The sequence below is a fragment of the Nocardia fusca NBRC 14340 genome (genome assembly GCF_001618425.1).
Taxonomy (GTDB): domain Bacteria; phylum Actinomycetota; class Actinomycetes; order Mycobacteriales; family Mycobacteriaceae; genus Nocardia; species Nocardia fusca.
In genome coordinates this window covers 236,083-252,443 of the sequence record NZ_BDCU01000008.1, presented here as the reverse complement: position 1 = coordinate 252,443, position 16,361 = coordinate 236,083, and the positions used below count along the sequence as shown (strand labels likewise).

The following is a 16,361-nucleotide window of genomic DNA, read 5'->3' as shown; positions in this document are numbered from 1 at the left end:
TCCCCGAGCGGCGGGGACGAAAACATTCCATCCGACCAGTACGGGGAAGCGCTCGATCATCGCGGCCGGACCAACGGGAACGGCTGGGTCTCCCGGAGCGCGCGCCCGGTCAGCAGCATGATCACCCGGTCCACGCCGAGACCCAGGCCACCGGTCGGCGGCATGGCGTGTTCGAGTGCGCACAGGAACTCCTCGTCGAGTTCCATGGCCGCCTGGCCGCCGTCGGCCGCGATGCGGGACTGGGCGGCGAGCCGCCGCCGCTGTTCCACCGGGTCGGTGAGTTCGCTGCACCCGGAGCCCAGCTCGATACCCCACGCCACCAGATCCCAGCGTTCGGCCAGTGCGGTGTCGCGGCGGGCCGGGCGGGCCATCGGCGATACCGAACTCGGAAAGTCAGTGTAGAAGGTCGGTTCCCGGGTGGCCTCCACCACCAGTCGCTCATAGAGGGCGTAGACCGTCCGGCCCGCGTCCCAGCCGGGTTGATGGACGATATCGGCCTTCTCGCACAGTTCCCGCAGGTCCGGTAGGGCGGTCCGGGGCGTGATATCGACACCGACCTCCGCCGACAGCGCCTCGTACATCGACCGCACCCGCCATTCGCCGGAAATGTCCACCGCGTGCAGCAAACCGTCCGGGGTCGGCCGCATGGCGATCATCGAATCATTGGCGGCCAGCGCGGCCTGCTGCACCAGTTGCCGGCACAGCGTCATCATGCGCCGGTGATCACTGTGCGCCTCATAGGCCTCCAGTACGGTGTATTCGGGCAGGTGGCGGGTATCGGCGCGGGTGTTGCGGAAGCCCGGGCCCAGTTCGAACAGTTTCTCGACACCGCCGACACACAGCCGTTTCAGCGCCGGCTCCGGAGCGGCCCGCAGATGCAGATCGGTGTTGTCGGCGTCGATATGGGTGCGCATACTGCGGGCGGCCGCGCTGCCGGGGCTGTGCTGCAGCACCGGTGTGGTGACCTCCAGGAATCCGCAGTCGTGCAGGGCATCGCGCAGGGCCCGCAGCACCGCACTGCGCCGGGCCAGCAGTTCGCGCGCTTCCCGGTCGATCATCAGATCCAGGTAACCGCGCCGCATCCGGACCTCCGGGTCGCTGAGGCCACGCCATTTGTCGGGGAGCGGGTGCAGGCATTTACCGAGCATCCGCCAATCGGCCACCAGCAGGGACAGTTCCCCGCGCCGGCTGTACCCCAGCTGACCGCTGACCGACACCAGATCTCCCAGATCGACGAGTTCACCGAATTCGTCGAGGCGTTGCCGACCGAGCCGGTCGCGGTCGAGCAGCAGCTGGATATCGCTGGTCCAGTCCCGGACCACCGCGAAGATCACGCCCCCGTAGTCACGCCGGCGCAGCAGTCGTCCCGAGACGCGGACTGTGGTACCGCGCGGTGCCCGGCGGGCGGCCGCGACCGTATGCGTCGGCGGGAACGGGAGGGGATAGGGATCGACATTCGTGGCGGCGAGCCGGTCCAGCTTCTCGATCCGCACCCGCACCTGCTCGGGGCGGTGCGCGGCGATCGGCTCCGCTTCGATCTCCGCGGGCCCGGTATTCGCGCCGGCGCGTGCGGGAGCGGGATGTTCCGGCGCGGCACGGTGCCGGCCGGTATACGTGAAGGCTGTGGATCTTCCATCCGCCCGTGGCAGCAGACCCTCGGCGCGCGCCGCGGCGACGGCGATCCGTGCCAGGTCGCGCGAGGAGTCGCACAGGACGTAGCGGGGATCCCACCGCGGCTGGTATCGCATGCTCGCGCGGTGCAACTGGGCCAGCTGCCACCAGCGCGAGAACGCCAGCGGCAGGGTGCGGGCACCGCGCACGAATCCGGCCGCGGTGTGCAGCGCGGCCGGGGGCTTCCGGGAGGTCGCCGGAATGTACTCGCGTGCCGCCGCCTCGAATACCGACCGGAACAGGGTGAAACTCAGCGAAACCTGGTGGATACCGTGCTGTTCGGCGCGCAGCGCGAATTCCGCGATCAGCAGGTCGGTCGTCTCCGTGGTGCTGCCGGGCGCCCGGCGCAGCAATTCCAATGTGGCGCCGGTCTTCCCCCAGGGGACCAGGGACAGCATCCCCAGTACCCGGTCGTCGGCGTCGACGGCTTCCACCAGCAGGCAGTCACCGTCGCGGCGATCGCCGAGGCGGCCCAGGGGCAGCGGGTACCCGCGTTCGCTCTCACTGTGCCGCCACTCCTCGGCGCGTACCGTGAGCCGGGCGAGTTCGGCAGTCCCGATATCGCGGTGCCGGCGGATCCGAACTGTCACCCCCGCTTTGCGGAGCCGGGTCACCGACTGCCGGACCGGCGCGAGTTCCGGGGCGGCCAGGGAGAAGCTGCGGGTGTCGAGGACGGCCTCCGCGCCGGCGGTCACGGCGGTGAGCCCGGCACGCTGGTAAACCGGAACGGCGGATTCGCTCGCTCCGATCACCGCGACCCGCCAGCCGAAATCACGGGCGTGGCGTCGCCAGGTCTCGATCGCCTGTGGCCAGCAGTCACGCGCGCCGATCGGATCGCCGAGGGCCAGGCAGACCCCGTACTCCACGCGATAGCCGATGGCCGCCCTGCCGTTCGGCGTGAAGATCAGGGCCCGGTCCCGCCGGGTCGCGAAGTAGTCGATGGAACCGGAGGGGTCCGCGCCCGCCAGCAGGTCGCGCAGCGCCGATTCGTCGGCGGCGGTCAGCGCGTACTCCGTGCGCTGGGTGCGGTGCAGGACCAGGGCGCTCGCCGCGACCGCCAGGGCGCCGAACAGTCCGACCAGGAACTGGGCCGGGAAAGGCGGTACGCCGGAGGTGTCCGGTGCGCCGGGCACCAGGTGCACGGTGAGTTCGGTGATCACCCACAGCGCACGCTGCGCCACGGACGACAGCGATCCGGGAAAGATCTGGACGACACCCCAACCGGTGACGGCCGCCATCGGCAGGCCGGCGGCCAGGGTCAGCGCGGCCGGGCGCAGCGCGCAGCGGCGCATCCGGGCGCCGAACTCCGCGCGGCTCAGAACCAGTACGGTCAGCGCGGCCAGATGGATGAGCAGGGCCACCGCGGCATGCCGGTCGTGTGCGCGCACGATCTCGGCCAGATTCGCCGGGACCCAGCTCGTCGTGTAGAGCACCAGCGCCCACCAGGCGACCCGCTTGCGCTCGGCCAGTCCGAGCGTCAGCAATCCGAGCAGTCCGGCCCACAGCAGGTTCGTATCGGGTGCGTACAGGTAATAGCGGTCCAGGTAGTGGCGGGCGCCGCCGAGCGCCGCCGACAGTGCCGGGGAAAGACTCCACAGCAGGCAGGCGGCCGTGAGAACACCCGACACCAGCGTGGCGACACGCGGTATCGTCGCGAACCGCCCGGGCGTGCCGGATGGGCCGGGTGGTGCGGGGTGGCGCGGTTCCTGCGTGGATATCACGGCTCCAGTCTGCCGCCAGGAATCACCGAATCATGGCTGTGGCCCGGCGTGTTAGTGGTATATCGGGCCGGAACCGCATGTATTTCCCTGTGCGCGGGCACGGTTGGCCGATATGGGAAACCGGGTCCCGGGCGTGGCGTGCGAAGTTGCCGTGAAATGCCGGAAATGTCTTGTTGTTACGCGTCCGGGGCTGTTCGCGCGCCGGGTGCCCGGGGCCGGTCGGAAAGCGCCGTGACCGGGGGAGTAAGCATGACCCTATGTCGGATCCCATCGATGTGCCGATCGACGACGGCGCCATACGGCTCGGGCAGTTCCTGAAGCTGGCCAATCTGATCGAATCCGGGTCGGAGGCCAAAACCGTTATCGCGGCCGGTCTGGTGCGCGTGAACGACGAGGTCGAATTGCGCCGCGGCCGGCAGTTGCAGGTCGGTGACGTGGTCGCCATCGCCGGCCACTCCGCCAGGGTGAGCGGCGGATAAACAGCACCCGCCCGGCCGTTGCCGGGATCGGACCGCGGCGATCAGGACTAGGCGCGGACCACGATGCCGTCGTGGTCGCTGTAGAGCATCTCGCCGGGATTGAAGGTGACGCCCCCGAACTCCACCGGGACGTTCTTCTCGCCGCTACCGGTCTGGGTGCTCTTGCGCGGGTTCGTGCCCAGGGCCTTCACGCCGATACCGAGTGTTCGCAGTATCGCGGAGTCGCGGACCGCGCCGTTCACCACGACGCCGGCCCAGCCGTTGTCGACCCCGCGGCCGGCGATGATATCGCCGACAAGGGCGGTGTGGATGCTCGCGCCGCCGTCCACGACCAGGACCTGCCCGGCGCCTGGCTCCCCGAGCGTCTGTTTGACCAGCAGATTGTCCTGGAAGCAGCGGATCGTGGTGATCCGGCCGGAGAACACCTCATGGCCGCCGAACTGGATGAACTGGGTGTCACAACTGCGGATATCGGGCCCGATCTCGTCGGCGAGATCCGCGGTGGCCAGCTGCTGCTCTGATTCGGTCACGGTCCCGATTGTGCCGGGTGCGTTCCGGCAGCGACCATCAACCCCCGTGCCCGGGCTACGTCATCCGCGCGTCGCGGTGCTGCGGGCGATAGCGCAGGTTGTACACCTCACGATCGCAGTCCTTGCATTTTTCGTGGTCGACCAGATCCGGATCCAACCCGTGCTGGACCAACCGGTACCGCCGCCACACATAGGTCAGTGCGATCGTGAAGATGATCAGCGGAACGATCATCATGACGATCAGGCCCAGCTTGAGGGTCATGGGGCCCGGGAACAGCAGGATCAGCACGAAGAAGGGGATGATCGGACCGACGAACCGGATCAGGTAGCGCTCCATCGCCCCGCGGCCGACGACGTCTTGGACCACCCACGCGTGGAACTCCGCGGGCAGTTCGCCGCCCAGATCGTAGGCAATCCGTTGCTTGAAGGTCGGCTTGTCCATAGCTCCAGGCTATGCCTGTGTGATATCGCTCACCAGGGGTAATTCGGGTCTGCTAACCCCGGCCGTGCCGTCGTTCGTAGGCGGCGCGCTCGATCTCCGCCCGGCGGCGGACATCGGCGTCGGCCAGTGCGGGATCCAGGCCGTGCTTGACCAGCCGGTTGCGCCGGAAGACGTAGGTCAGCGCCACGGTGAAGTAGATCAGCGGCAGCAGGAGCAGCGCCATCATCGACGCCCCTATCCACAGCGGGCCGGGGACCAGCAGGAACAACAACAGCACCAGGACAAGCGGCACCAGCATCCGCACCAGGTAGCGGCGGGTCGCACCCGGCCCGGTGAGATCGTTCAGCACCCAGTCGGAGTATTCGGCGGGCAGGGGGCGGCCACAGATGTACCCGATCCGCTGATAGAGATTCGGAGTCGGGGCACCGGCAGCCATGAACCCAGGCTATCCCGTGACGGCCAGGGACGACGCCAGCCCGAACACCACCGCCATCACCGAAACCTCCACCACCGCGCGCCGCAGTGAGCCCTCGGCCCGCATCTGGTGCCGGGCCGCCGCCACCACCCAGCTCCGCCGCCACCACCAGCCCAGCGCCAGCAGGACCGCCAGCAGCACTGTCTTGGCGAGCATGATGCGCCCGTAGCCGGTGGTGACGAACGGTGCGATACCGCCGAGGCGCACCAGACCGTTGATCACGCCGGTCAGCGCCACCGCGGCGATCATGGGCAGCGCGACCGCCGAGTATCTGGGCAGTGTCTCGGCCCAGCCGCGGCGGCCACGCACCACCAGGGCCAGCGCCAGCAGCAGGCCGAGCCAGGTCGACGCCGCCAGCGCGTGGACCCCGGCCAATACCGACCCGGCCGGTTGCTGCGACATATGCCCCGTGATCGGCCGCAGGGTCACGCTGACGGCGGCGAACACCAGCACCAGGTCCGGTGAGCGCTGCCCGGGCCGCCGGAAGGCAATCGCGGCGTACCCCGCGATCGCCGCGGTGGCAAGCAGGAGGGCCACGCCGATCTGGCCCGCGCTGATCCGCGCCAGGTAGATGCCGAAATCGGCCGGGCTCAGCGCGGTAGCCCCCGAACCGACCACCTCGCCCGCGGCGAAGACCAGAGTGGCGAATTCCAGGCAGCACCACAGTCCGGCCAGGACCGCCATCATCCGCCAGGGCAGCTCGATCCGGTCCGCCAGCCGGGGCAGCACGGCCAGGCCGAGCACCGTCGCGCCCGCGATATCGGCGCAGAAGCGCACGGCCGATGCCGCCGGAACCCCGCCGAGCGCCCAGGCCAGCAGCACCCCGAGCAGGCCCGCCGGTATCACGAGTCCGAGCGCGAACCGGTCGTCGGTTCCGCTCGGGACACCTTTTCTCACCGCTGGTTCTTGCCCTTGCCCAGGTTCGAGCCGAACAGCGCGAACCCGAGACCGCCGCCGAACAGGACGACCGCACCCACGATGTACACCCAGACCGGGATACCGCCGCCCGAGCCGCCGCTCTCACCGCGGGCGTTCGCGGCCGGGCCCGGGGTGCCGTTACCCGGCTTGCTCAGCGTGAAAGCGCGCTCACCGTTGACCACGTGACCGTCGGCCGAGGTGACCCGGAAGGCCATCCGGTATTCGCCGGCCGGGCCGAGTTCACCGACCTCGACGCTGAGATTCCTGCCGTCGACCACCGGCTCGCCCTTGGACCACAGATTGCCGTCCGGACCCACCACCGTCATGGCGGGGAAGTCGGGCTGCAGGGGTTCGTTGAAGGTGATGGTGGCGCGCTGCGGCCCCACCTCGACGGTCGCGCCGTCCGCGGGGTCGCTGCCCACCACCGCGGAATGGGCGGCGGCCGGGCCGGCCAGCGCGCCTAGGGTCACCATGAGCAGGGTGGCGACCAGCGCGAAGCGCCGGCCCCACCGGGTCGTACGGTGGTTCATCGCCGGCTCCGGAGCACCGCGCCGACACCGGCGCCCAGCGCCAGTGCGCCCAGCACCAGCCCCAGACCGCCCAGCCAGCGGGCGGTGCTGTCGCCACTGTCGTCGGCGGGCGCGGCGGCCGCCTCGTCACCGTGACCGCCGTGCTCGGCTTCGGCGCCGGTCAGTGCGAGGACGGGGGAGGGGTGTTCGACCGAATCGTGGTCGCCGGTCTCGTTCCAGCGCACGACGGTGCCGTCGCTGTAGGTCTGTTCCGCCGGGAAGGCGACCGATTCCGACTCCGGGAACGGCCCGAGCGATACCGCGAAACGCTGGAATTCGCCCGGCCGGATACCGGGGGATCCCGGGTTCGAGGTCCAGGTGACGGCGGTGACCTGGCCCTTGTCATTACGGTCGATCTTCGCGGTCCAGCCGGGCACCGGTTCGGTGCGCGCGGTGGAGAAACCGGGCACGGTGATCCGTACCGAAGTGGTGGCGGCGGTATCCGATTCGGTCGGGACGCTGAAGGTGGCGATCGCGCCGTGGCCGGGTGTGGCGTCCGGTGCGGAAACACTCACGTGCGCGGCGGCGGTACCGGCCGCGGCCAGTACGAAACCCGCGGCGAAGGTCGCGGTCAGACCACGGCGCAGGACGGGGGAGATCCCGTGGGACATGTGGTGGAAGCTTTCTCTCCGAGGGAAGGGATGGCGGGGGCGGTGCGCGGGGGCGGTGCGCGCGGACCCGGTGTCCCCTTCGGAGAGCGATGGGCCGTGACCGAGGTGGTCGCGGCGATACGGACCCGGGGCGGGCCCGGGGTGGGGTGTGGCGGTTCGAGCAGCGCGCGCAGCACCGAGGACGCGCAACGGTAGAGCCGCTCGGCCGCGGTGATCGCCAGCGCGCAGACCACGACGGCGAGCAGGTGGAAGGCGATCATCGCCGCCCCGGGCAGGGCCTCGGGGGCCGGCTCGGCGGGAGTGCCGTGATGGCCGGTGAGGCCGGTCAGCGCCCAGTGCCCGGCGAACTGCCCGGCCGCGAGAGCGATCAGGGTGCCCCGGCCCGGCCCGGCCGGCAACCGGCCCGATCCGCCGATGACCGAACCGGCGGCCGCCCCGGTCACCAGGGCCGTCAGCAGGAGTAACGCCGCTCCGGCGGACGTCGGGTATCCGCCACCCGCGATGCCGTGGGCGGCGACGGCCAGGATCCCGGTGGTCGTGCCCACCACGCAACCCCGCAGCGGCGCGGGAGACGGGTACGTGCTGGGCATCGCGGACTTTCGGATTCAGCCGACCTGACCGGGCCCGGCTGGTCGGGGAGTGGGCGGGGCAGTGTCCATGGTCGCCGACCGACCCCGGGCCCGCGCACCCGGCCCGGGAATCGGACCGGGAACGCCCACTCGATGACTGCCCGGTGTCAGGCGACGCCGAGGCGAGCGAGGACGTCCGCCTCGATCCGGGACAGCTCCGTGCTGATGGACGCGTACACCGACCGCCGCCGCCCGGCGGGCATCTGGTCGGCGGTGCGGACGGCGGCGGTGAGTGCGTCGAGCCGGTTACGGGCGTCGGCGACGAACTGCTGGGTGTCCTTCTCCTTACCGAATCGCCCGTCCGCGATCTTGTCCAGTGCGGCCTCGGTACTGCCGATCCGGGCCTGCAACCGGCCGCCGTGCCCGGCGTAGTCGCCGAGCTGGCTCACCCCGATGCCGAGTTGCCGGGCGCGGCGGGCGTCGAGCTGTCCACGCAGATAGGTCGCGCCGCGGTAGGCCAGCGGGGCGAGCACCGGAACCAGCACCCGTGCCACCCCGATGTACTTCCTGATCTGGGCGGGGCTGAACGGATCACGTTCCGCCCGCGCGGCCGCCTTGAGGGCCGCCTTCTCCTCGGCCTGCAGCGTGGCGACCTGGGCCTTGGCGACCTTGCGCTGGGAACGGGCCTCCGCCCGTCGGCGTTTCCGATCGTTCTTCGCGCCGAGTTTGGCCTCCATGGCGGCCTTGTGCTTGAGAGCCTTGGCCTCGGCCCGCCGACTCGGCCGCCGTTTGCGCTTGGTGAACAACCCCATCGAAGGCCCTCCGTAATGCTGGTTCGCTACGGCGATACGACACGGAAAACCGCACCGTCCACCCGTGTCACACGGTTCGCGGACACCCTATCGGGTTACCGGCCGCGGCGGCGAGAGACTCTGCCCGCGGCGGTGCGGCGACGCTGTTCCCGGGTGCTCGATTGGGTGGTCTGTCGGGGACAGGGACCATACTGCTTGCGTGCAACCGGGCAGTATCGACAGCGAAGACCCCTCCCACGCCGATCACGAGCGGCGGGAGTCCGCCGAGCCGGCCGGGCGGGTTTCCGCCGGTGCGGGCCGGCTCGCGTTCCTCGACGCCCGGGGTCTGATCGGCTGCCGGCATCGGCTCGGGATGGACGCCGCGCACCCGGAACTGCTCGCCGAGGTGCGCGAGGACACGGGGGTACAGCAGCGGCGCGCGGCGGCGCAGGCACATCGCGAACGGGTCCGTGACACTCTGGTCGCGGCCGACCCGGGTGGCTGGGTGATCATCGACCCGGCGCTGCCGGCGAGCGCGCGTGCCGCGGCCACGTTGCGTGCCTGCGCGGCGGGTGCACCCCGGATCTGGGGTGGGCTGCTGCCGCAGGAGCCCGATACCGGGCGCCGCGGCGGCGCCGAGATCCTGCTGCGCGACGAGCGGGGCGGCGGCTATATCCCGGTCATCGTGGTCAATCACAAGGTGACCGACCCGCGCCGACCGGATCCGGCCGAATTTCACCCGCTGACCTCGGATCTGTTTTCCTGGAACCCCGTTCCCGACCGCGCCCGCAAACTCCGCCAGCAACCCCGCGACCAGCAGCGGCTGGCCCATGTGTACCGGATGCTGGAGCGGCACGGGCTGGCGCCGGCCGCCCGGGTCGGCGGGGTCATCGGCTTCCATTTCGACCGGATCCTCGTCCACGATCTGACCGCGGTCCTCCCCGACTACGACAGCCGTTTCGCCGATCGGATCGCGGTGGTGCGCGGGCAGCTGGAAACCGTGCCCTCGAAGGTCCCCGAATGCCGCCAGTGCATCTGGTGGAGCCGGGGCACCGAGGGCGGGTGCCAGGCCTGGTTGAACGAGCATCGTGATGTGAGCGTGGTGGCGCCGGGTTCGCGCGCGGAGGTGCTGCGCGGGCACGGCGTGCGGACCATCGACGAACTGGCCGCCTGGTCCGGGCCCGAACCCGTGGACTGGCAGCACGGGCCGTTCGAAGAGGCCGTCGTCACCGCCCGGGCATGGCTGGTGCAGGCCCCACTGGTGCGCCGGTTCGACCGGGTCTGGGTGCGCCGGGCCGACGTCGAGGTGGATGTCGATCTGGAGAGCTATCAGGAGGAGGGCGCCTACCTGTGGGGGACCCTGCTCGACGGGCGGTACCGGGCGTTCGTCACCTGGGATCCGCTACCCACCGAGGACGAGGGCCGCTCCTTCGGCGAGTTCTGGACCTGGTTGATGGAGATCAGGGCGCAGGCCCTGACCGCCGGGAAGACCTTCGCCGCCTACTGCTATTCGCGCAGCGCCGAGGACAAATGGCTCTACGAGTCGGCGCGGCGGTTCGCCGGGCGTCCCGGGGTGCCGACCGAAGCGCAGGTCACCGAGTTCGTCGATTCGATCCAATGGGTCGATATGTTCCAGGCGGTCACCGATCAGTTCATCTGCCCGAGCGGTAAGGGGCTCAAGAAGATCGCACCCGTGGCCGGTTTCGCCTGGCGCGATCCCGAGGCGGGTGGGGAGGCGTCGATGAGCTGGTATCGGCGTGCGGTCGGTTACGACGCCGAGCCCGACCTCACCCAGCGCACCCGGCTGCTGGAGTACAACGAGGACGATGTCCGGGCCACCGCGGTCCTCCGCGAGTGGATGAACCCCCGGGTACCGCGGGAGCACAGCGCCGAACGTGAGGTCCCCGCGCTGAGCGACTTCGCCGCGCCGCCCGGAACACCACCCGACCTGTGGACGAGTTCCGCGCAGGCTTGATTACCATTGTCCACCGTGACAGAGCACGTCGAACAACTCGAGTTCCAGGCCGAGACCCATCAGCTGCTCGAGCTGATGATCCACTCGGTCTACTCCAACAAAGACACGTTCCTGCGGGAGCTGATCTCGAATGCTTCCGACGCGCTGGACAAGCTGCGACTGGAGTCCTACCGGGACAAGGATCTGCACGTAGACACCGACGACCTACACATCGAGCTGGAGGTCGACAAGGATCAGCGGATCCTCACCGTCCGGGACAACGGTATCGGCATGTCCCGTGCCGAGGTGGTGGACCTGATCGGCACCCTCGCCAAATCCGGTACCGCCGAGGTGCGCCGGAAACTGAACGAGGCGAAATCCGAGGCCGCGGCCGGGGAGCTGATCGGCCAGTTCGGTATCGGCTTCTACTCGACCTTCATGGTCGCCGACAAGGTGGTGCTCACCAGCCGGCGGGCGGGGGAGACCACCGGCACCCGCTGGGAGTCGACCGCCGGTTCCGGCACCTACACCATCGAAACCCTCGACGAGGCCCCGCAGGGGACCGCCGTCACGCTGCACCTGAAGCCGGCGGACCCCGAGGACCATCTCTTCGACTACACCCAGGAGCACAAGCTCCGCGAGATCGTCAAGAAGTACTCCGATTTCATCGCCTGGCCGATCCGGATGCAGGTCGAGCGCACGGTCACCGAGGGCGAGGGTGAGGAGAAGCAGGAGAAAACCGTCGTCGAGGAGCAGACGCTCAACTCGATGAAGGCACTCTGGACCCGCCCGCGCAGCGAGGTGTCCGAGGAGGAGTACCAGGAGTTCTACCGGCATGTCAGCCATGCCTGGGACGAGCCGCTGGAGGTCATCCCGCTCAAGGCCGAGGGTACGTTCGAGTATCAGGCGCTGCTGTTCCTGCCCTCGCAGGCACCGTTCGATCTCTTCACCCGCGAACACAAACGCGGTGTCCAGCTCTATGTGAAGCGCGTGTTCATCATGGACAACTGCGAAGAGCTGATGCCGGAGTACCTGCGTTTCGTCAAGGGTGTGGTCGACGCGCAGGACCTCTCGCTCAACGTGTCCCGGGAGATCCTGCAGCAGGACCGGCAGATCCAGATGATCCGCAAACGTCTGGTCAAGAAGGTGCTGAGCAGTGTCAAGGATCTGCAGGGCGCCGAGGACCAGGCGAAGTATCGCACCTTCTGGCAGGAATTCGGTCGGGTGCTGAAGGAGGGCCTGCTCTCCGACTTCGACAACCGGGAAACCATCCTGGAGGTGTCGTCCTTCGCCTCCACCCATTCCGATTCCGAGGCGACCACGCTGGCGCAGTATGTGGAACGGATGCCCGAGGGCCAGGACGCCATCTACTACATGACCGGTGAATCCCGTGAGCAGGTGGAGAAGTCGCCGCATCTGGAGGCGTTCCGCGCCAAGGACCGCGAAGTGCTGATCCTCACCGATCCGGTGGACGAGATGTGGGTCGGCTCGGTAACGGACTTCGACGGCAAGCCCTTCCAGTCGATCGCCAAGGGCGAGGTCGATCTGGAGACCGAGGAGGAGAAGAAGGAATCCGAGGCCCTGCGCGAACAGCAGGACAAGGATTTCGCCGAGGTGCTGACCTGGCTGGGTAAAACTCTGGAGGACAGCGTCAAAGAGGTCCGGCTCAGCTCGCGGCTGACCAGCTCGCCGGTGTGCCTGGTGGGTGACGTCTTCGATATGACGCCGATGCTGGAACGGATGTACCGGGCCTCGGGTCAGGAACTGCCGCAGTTCAAGCGCATTCTGGAACTCAACCCGACCCATCCGCTGGTGACCGGACTGCGCGACGCGTACGACACCCGCAAGGACGACGCCGACGCGGGCAAGGTCCCCGAGCTCACGGAGACGGCCGAGCTGCTGTACGGCACGGCGGTGCTGGCCGAAGGTGGCGAGCTGAAGGATCCGGCGAAATTCGCGCAGATCCTCGCCGACCGGTTGACGCGTACGCTCTGAGGCGGGAAGGAGGCCGCGACTCGTTTCGTGGCCTCCGCCCGTATCGGCGGCAATCGAATAGAACGGATATCGCTCGTGCCCGACAACCCGCTCGCCGCCGTGGACCCATGGGACCTGGTGGCCGAGGATTACGCCGCTTCCACGATCTCGGTGATGCAGCCGTTCGCGCTGCGGGCAGTGGAGTTGGCCGGGCTCGCCGATCGGCCGGTGCCGCCCCGGGTGGTCGATATCGCGGCGGGACCGGGCACGCTGAGCCTGCCGGCCGCCGAATACGCCGAGCGGGTGGAGGCACTCGATTTCTCCGCGCCGATGATCGCGCAGTTGGAGAACGCGGTGCGGGCAGCCGGCCTCGGCAATGTGGCGGCCCGGGTCGGCGACGGTCAGGCGTTGCCCTACCCCGACGCCGAGTTCGATGCCGGATTCTCCATGTTCGGGCTGATGTTCTTCCCGGACCGGCCCCGCGGGTTCGCCGAACTGTTCCGGGTACTGCGACCCGGTGGTGTCGCGGTGGTGTCGAGTTGGGCGCCGATCGATCGGTCCACCTGGATGCAGATGTCGTGGCGCGCCCTGGGCTCCGCCGATCCGGATATCCGGCCACCGGCGCCGAATCCGGAAGGCTTGGAGAACCCCGAGGTGTTCGATCGTGAGATGCGCACGGCGGGGTTCGAACGGGTGTCCGTGGTGCCGCACACCGTGGAGATGATTTTCGCCGACGCCGAGGAGCTGCTGGGCCGGCTCACCCGCGGTATCGCGCCGCTGGAGTTGATGCGGCGCAGTATCGGCGACGGCGCGATGGCGGCCCGGATCGAAGCCATGCGCTCCTACCTGACCGAGCATTACCGTCCGGGTAGCCCGCTGACCACCACCGCCTATCTCGGGATCGGCCACAAGTAACGGATACCGCTGCCGGGTCCGCGTTCCTCGAGCTGTACAGAGCGTGCCGCCGCCGGTTCGGTGATCCGGATCGTGTTGTGTGCCTCGGGTTTCGGACGCGGATGTCCGAAACCCGTCGAGGTACGGTTCACCTGCGGTTTGTAAACCGTCAGGGTGTATAGACGATAGATCGTCCGGAACGCGCGAGAGTGTTCCGGACAGGAGATCGATAATGTCGACCACTACCGTGGCATACCGCGGAGTGCGCCAGGCCTCGCTTCGGATCGCGTTGCTGGGCGCGCTGATACTCGCCCCCGCTTCGGCGGTCACACCTGCCTCGGCGGATCCGGGTGCTGTACCGGTCACAACGCAACCCACTCCCGTGGACCTCGAAGACGGGCCACCGGAACCGGTGGCTCCGGCCACAACCCCGCCCAGCGTCCCAGACGCCACGCCGCCGAGCGCTCCGGGGACCACAGCGCCGAGCGCTCCTGGAACTACAGCGCCCGGCACTTCGCCGGCGACACCCGGGCCAGTCCCCTCGTGCCCGGGCGGCGTAGTGCCCGTCGGGCCGGATTGCCCCCCTCCTCCGGCCCCGCACGATCCGTACGGCCCCGACGGCTACGACAACTTCGGTTACGACCGTTCCGGGTTCGACCGCGCCGGGTTCGACCGGTTCGGTTACGACAGGTTCGGCTTCGACCGGTTCGGTTACGACAGGTCCGGCTACGACCGGTCGGGCCGCGACCACGCCGGCCGCGACCACGCCGGGTTCGACCGGTTCGGTTACGACAGGTTCGGTTTCGACCGGTGGGGCCGCGACCACGCCGGCTTCGACCGCTCCGGGCTCGACCGCGAGGGATATACACGCGCGGGATGCCGCGCCGACGGCAAGGATCGGCCGGGGGCCGACCGCGCGGTCTGTGATGCTTGGAGGGCACGCCCGGCGACCGGCAGCGCCGGCTGATCCGTACGCGGCGCCGCCGGGCCACGCCCGCCCGGTACGCGAACGCCCGCCGTCCCGGCTTTACGGCGGGGCGGCGGGCGCGTACTGCGGAGTGGGCCTAGCGCGGCGCCATTCGCAGCGCGCCGTCCATGCGAATGGTCTCGCCGTTGAGGTAATCGTGTTCGACGATGTACTGCGAGAGCTGCGCGTACTCGTCCGGCCGACCCAGCCGGGAGGGGAACGGCACACCGGCCTCGAGGCCCTGCCGGTATTCCTCGGTGACACCGGCCAGCATCGGGGTGTCGATGATGCCGGGGGCGATCGTGTTGACCCGGATACCGAACTGCGCGAGGTCACGCGCGGCCGGCACGGTCATACCGTGCACCCCGCCCTTGGACGCCGAGTACGCGATCTGGCCGATCTGGCCTTCGAACGCCGCCACCGACGCGGTGTTGATGACGACACCGCGCTGGCCGGCCTCGTCCACGGCGTCGGTTTTGGCGATGGCGTCGGCGGCCAGGCGCATCACGTTGAAGGTGCCGAGCAGGTTCACGGTGATGACCGTGCGGAACAGTTCCAGATCGTGCGGTCCGTTCTTGGACAGGATGCGCCCGGCCCAGCCGACCCCGGCGCAGTTGACCACGATACGCAGCGGCGTACCCGATTCGACCACCTTGGCGACAGCGGCGGCGACCTCGTCGTGGCTGGTGACATCGGCGGCGAGCAGAGTGACCCCGTCGGGGACATTGTCGCCGGCGCGCTCGATCGACTGCGGTACATCGAGCCCGAAGACGGTGGCGCCCAGATCGGCGAAACGCTTGGCGGTGGCGGCGCCCAGACCGGACGCTCCCCCGGTAACGATGGCGGCGGAACCCGAAATCTCCACGATGGTCCTCTCGTTCGTGACAAGCCAGTTGGCCTAACGTCAATTGCACCCTAACCGGTGCGTGCGGAGAGTTCGTGGACGGTCCCCTTGCGCTGATCGGCCAAATCGTACTCAGTAAAGGCGCTACGTCCAGCGCTGCGAAATCTCGGTGGCAGCCGCCTCGGTAGCGAGCCGATCCGCGGCCGCGCGGCGTGTCCGCAGCAGCCAGAGCGCGAGAGCCGCCACCGCCGGTACGAGCAGGGCGATACCGGCCGCACCGGCGAACCCGAGTGCGGGGGCCGCGGTAGCTATGCCGGTGAGTGCGCCGATGAAGAGGAACAGCAACCCCGACCCGAAGCCGATGGCGCGTTCGGGCAGGTGTTTGCCCACCAGGATGCCCGCGGCGATGGCCAGGGCATCGGCGGCGACCATGCCGATCGTCGAACCCAGCCAGACCGCCGCCCAGTTGTTGTCGGTGGCCAGTGCCGCGGTGGCGAACATGGTGCGGTCACCGAGTTCGGCCAGCAGGAAGGCCGAGAGCACGACGAAGAAGGGGGCCGTGGTGGCGAACCGGGACGGGGCCGGTTCCTCCTCGTCGTCCGCGCCGCCGACCAGCTCGCGCAGTGTCCACAGGCCCACGGCGAGGAATGTGATCGATGCCACCGCCGCGATGGCGGTGGTAGGCAGTGCCGCGCCCAGGAAATGCCCGACGGCGACCGAAATGACGTGCACCGCAGCGGTGGCGGTGGCGATCCCGCCCAGCACCACCCACCAGCGGTAGCGCAGGGCGAACGTCAGGGCCATGAGTTGGGACTTGTCGCCCAATTCGGCCAGGAAAACAATGCCGATGGCGAGCCCGACGGTGGCGATCATCTGACGAGTGCTCCCGATCCTCCGATACACCGGCCGGAAACGGATTCGCCTCCGGCCGACAACGAAATAGCTGTTCGGC

16 protein-coding genes are annotated in these 16,361 nt (G+C 69.2%); 5 read left to right on the top strand and 11 right to left on the bottom strand.

Annotation, left to right across the window (positions count from 1 at the left end; genetic code table 11):
* Window positions 1–56: 56 nt before the first annotated feature.
* Entirely contained in the window at window positions 57–3,392 is a 3,336-nt protein-coding gene (lysX, locus tag NF4_RS02650) for a bifunctional lysylphosphatidylglycerol synthetase/lysine--tRNA ligase LysX (RefSeq protein ID WP_084532801.1), read from the bottom strand.
* Window positions 3,393–3,649: 257 nt separating this feature from the next.
* Between lysX and NF4_RS02645 the strand changes: the two genes are divergently transcribed.
* Complete coding sequence (locus tag NF4_RS02645) at window positions 3,650–3,871, top strand: RNA-binding S4 domain-containing protein (protein WP_039821345.1); 222 nt, start codon at window positions 3,650–3,652, stop codon at window positions 3,869–3,871.
* Window positions 3,872–3,918: 47 nt separating this feature from the next.
* Here the strand turns inward: NF4_RS02645 and rraA are convergent, their stop codons facing one another.
* The 8 genes from rraA to NF4_RS02605 all read right to left on the bottom strand — a co-directional run bounded on the left by rraA (window position 3,919) and on the right by NF4_RS02605 (window position 8,797).
* A complete protein-coding gene (gene rraA, locus NF4_RS02640; protein ID WP_063125668.1) occupies window positions 3,919–4,401 on the bottom strand; it encodes a ribonuclease E activity regulator RraA in 483 nt (160 codons plus the stop codon).
* A 55-nt stretch (window positions 4,402–4,456) separates the two neighbouring features.
* Complete coding sequence (locus tag NF4_RS02635) at window positions 4,457–4,843, bottom strand: DUF5313 family protein (RefSeq protein WP_063125667.1); 387 nt, start codon at window positions 4,841–4,843, stop codon at window positions 4,457–4,459.
* 52 nt (window positions 4,844–4,895) lie between these two features.
* Entirely contained in the window at window positions 4,896–5,279 is a 384-nt protein-coding gene (locus NF4_RS02630) for a DUF5313 family protein (RefSeq protein WP_063125666.1), read from the bottom strand.
* Between the two features lie 9 nt (window positions 5,280–5,288).
* Window positions 5,289–6,215, bottom strand: a complete 927-nt coding sequence (locus NF4_RS02625; RefSeq protein WP_063125665.1) for a CopD family protein — start codon at window positions 6,213–6,215, stop codon at window positions 5,289–5,291.
* Window positions 6,212–6,766 carry a copper resistance CopC family protein gene (locus NF4_RS02620; RefSeq protein ID WP_063125664.1) on the bottom strand — a complete coding sequence of 185 codons (555 nt, stop codon included), beginning with the start codon at window positions 6,764–6,766 and terminating at the stop codon, window positions 6,212–6,214. Before NF4_RS02620 ends, NF4_RS02625 begins: the two co-directional genes overlap by 4 nt.
* Window positions 6,763–7,416, bottom strand: a complete 654-nt coding sequence (locus tag NF4_RS02615) for a YcnI family copper-binding membrane protein (RefSeq protein ID WP_063125663.1) — start codon at window positions 7,414–7,416, stop codon at window positions 6,763–6,765. The genes NF4_RS02620 and NF4_RS02615 overlap by 4 nt, the downstream gene beginning before the upstream one ends.
* Window positions 7,377–8,006 (bottom strand): hypothetical protein, encoded by a 630-nt coding sequence (locus NF4_RS02610; protein WP_063125662.1) that lies wholly within the window; start codon window positions 8,004–8,006, stop codon window positions 7,377–7,379. The genes NF4_RS02615 and NF4_RS02610 overlap by 40 nt, the downstream gene beginning before the upstream one ends.
* A gap of 146 nt (window positions 8,007–8,152) precedes the next feature.
* Entirely contained in the window at window positions 8,153–8,797 is a 645-nt protein-coding gene (locus tag NF4_RS02605; RefSeq protein ID WP_063125661.1) for a DUF6474 family protein, read from the bottom strand.
* A 325-nt stretch (window positions 8,798–9,122) separates the two neighbouring features.
* Here NF4_RS02605 and NF4_RS02600 point away from each other — a divergent pair, with 325 nt between their 5' ends.
* From NF4_RS02600 to NF4_RS02585, 4 genes are all read left to right on the top strand, one after another.
* Entirely contained in the window at window positions 9,123–10,751 is a 1,629-nt protein-coding gene (locus NF4_RS02600; RefSeq protein ID WP_063125756.1) for a TM0106 family RecB-like putative nuclease, read from the top strand.
* A gap of 15 nt (window positions 10,752–10,766) precedes the next feature.
* Entirely contained in the window at window positions 10,767–12,725 is a 1,959-nt protein-coding gene (gene htpG / locus NF4_RS02595; RefSeq protein WP_063125755.1) for a molecular chaperone HtpG, read from the top strand.
* Between the two features lie 75 nt (window positions 12,726–12,800).
* The gene (locus NF4_RS02590) at window positions 12,801–13,619 is read left to right on the top strand and encodes a class I SAM-dependent methyltransferase (protein ID WP_063125660.1); all 819 of its coding nucleotides are present in this window, start codon (window positions 12,801–12,803) and stop codon (window positions 13,617–13,619) included.
* Window positions 13,620–14,157: 538 nt separating this feature from the next.
* A complete protein-coding gene (locus tag NF4_RS02585; RefSeq protein ID WP_063125659.1) occupies window positions 14,158–14,565 on the top strand; it encodes a hypothetical protein in 408 nt (135 codons plus the stop codon).
* Between the two features lie 97 nt (window positions 14,566–14,662).
* On the opposite strand, the gene NF4_RS02580 is transcribed toward NF4_RS02585, so the two are convergent.
* Window positions 14,663–15,430 carry an SDR family NAD(P)-dependent oxidoreductase gene (locus NF4_RS02580; RefSeq protein WP_030524392.1) on the bottom strand — a complete coding sequence of 256 codons (768 nt, stop codon included), beginning with the start codon at window positions 15,428–15,430 and terminating at the stop codon, window positions 14,663–14,665.
* 123 nt (window positions 15,431–15,553) lie between these two features.
* The gene (locus tag NF4_RS02575) at window positions 15,554–16,282 is read right to left on the bottom strand and encodes a TMEM165/GDT1 family protein (RefSeq protein ID WP_063125658.1); all 729 of its coding nucleotides are present in this window, start codon (window positions 16,280–16,282) and stop codon (window positions 15,554–15,556) included.
* Window positions 16,283–16,361: the final 79 nt, after the last annotated feature.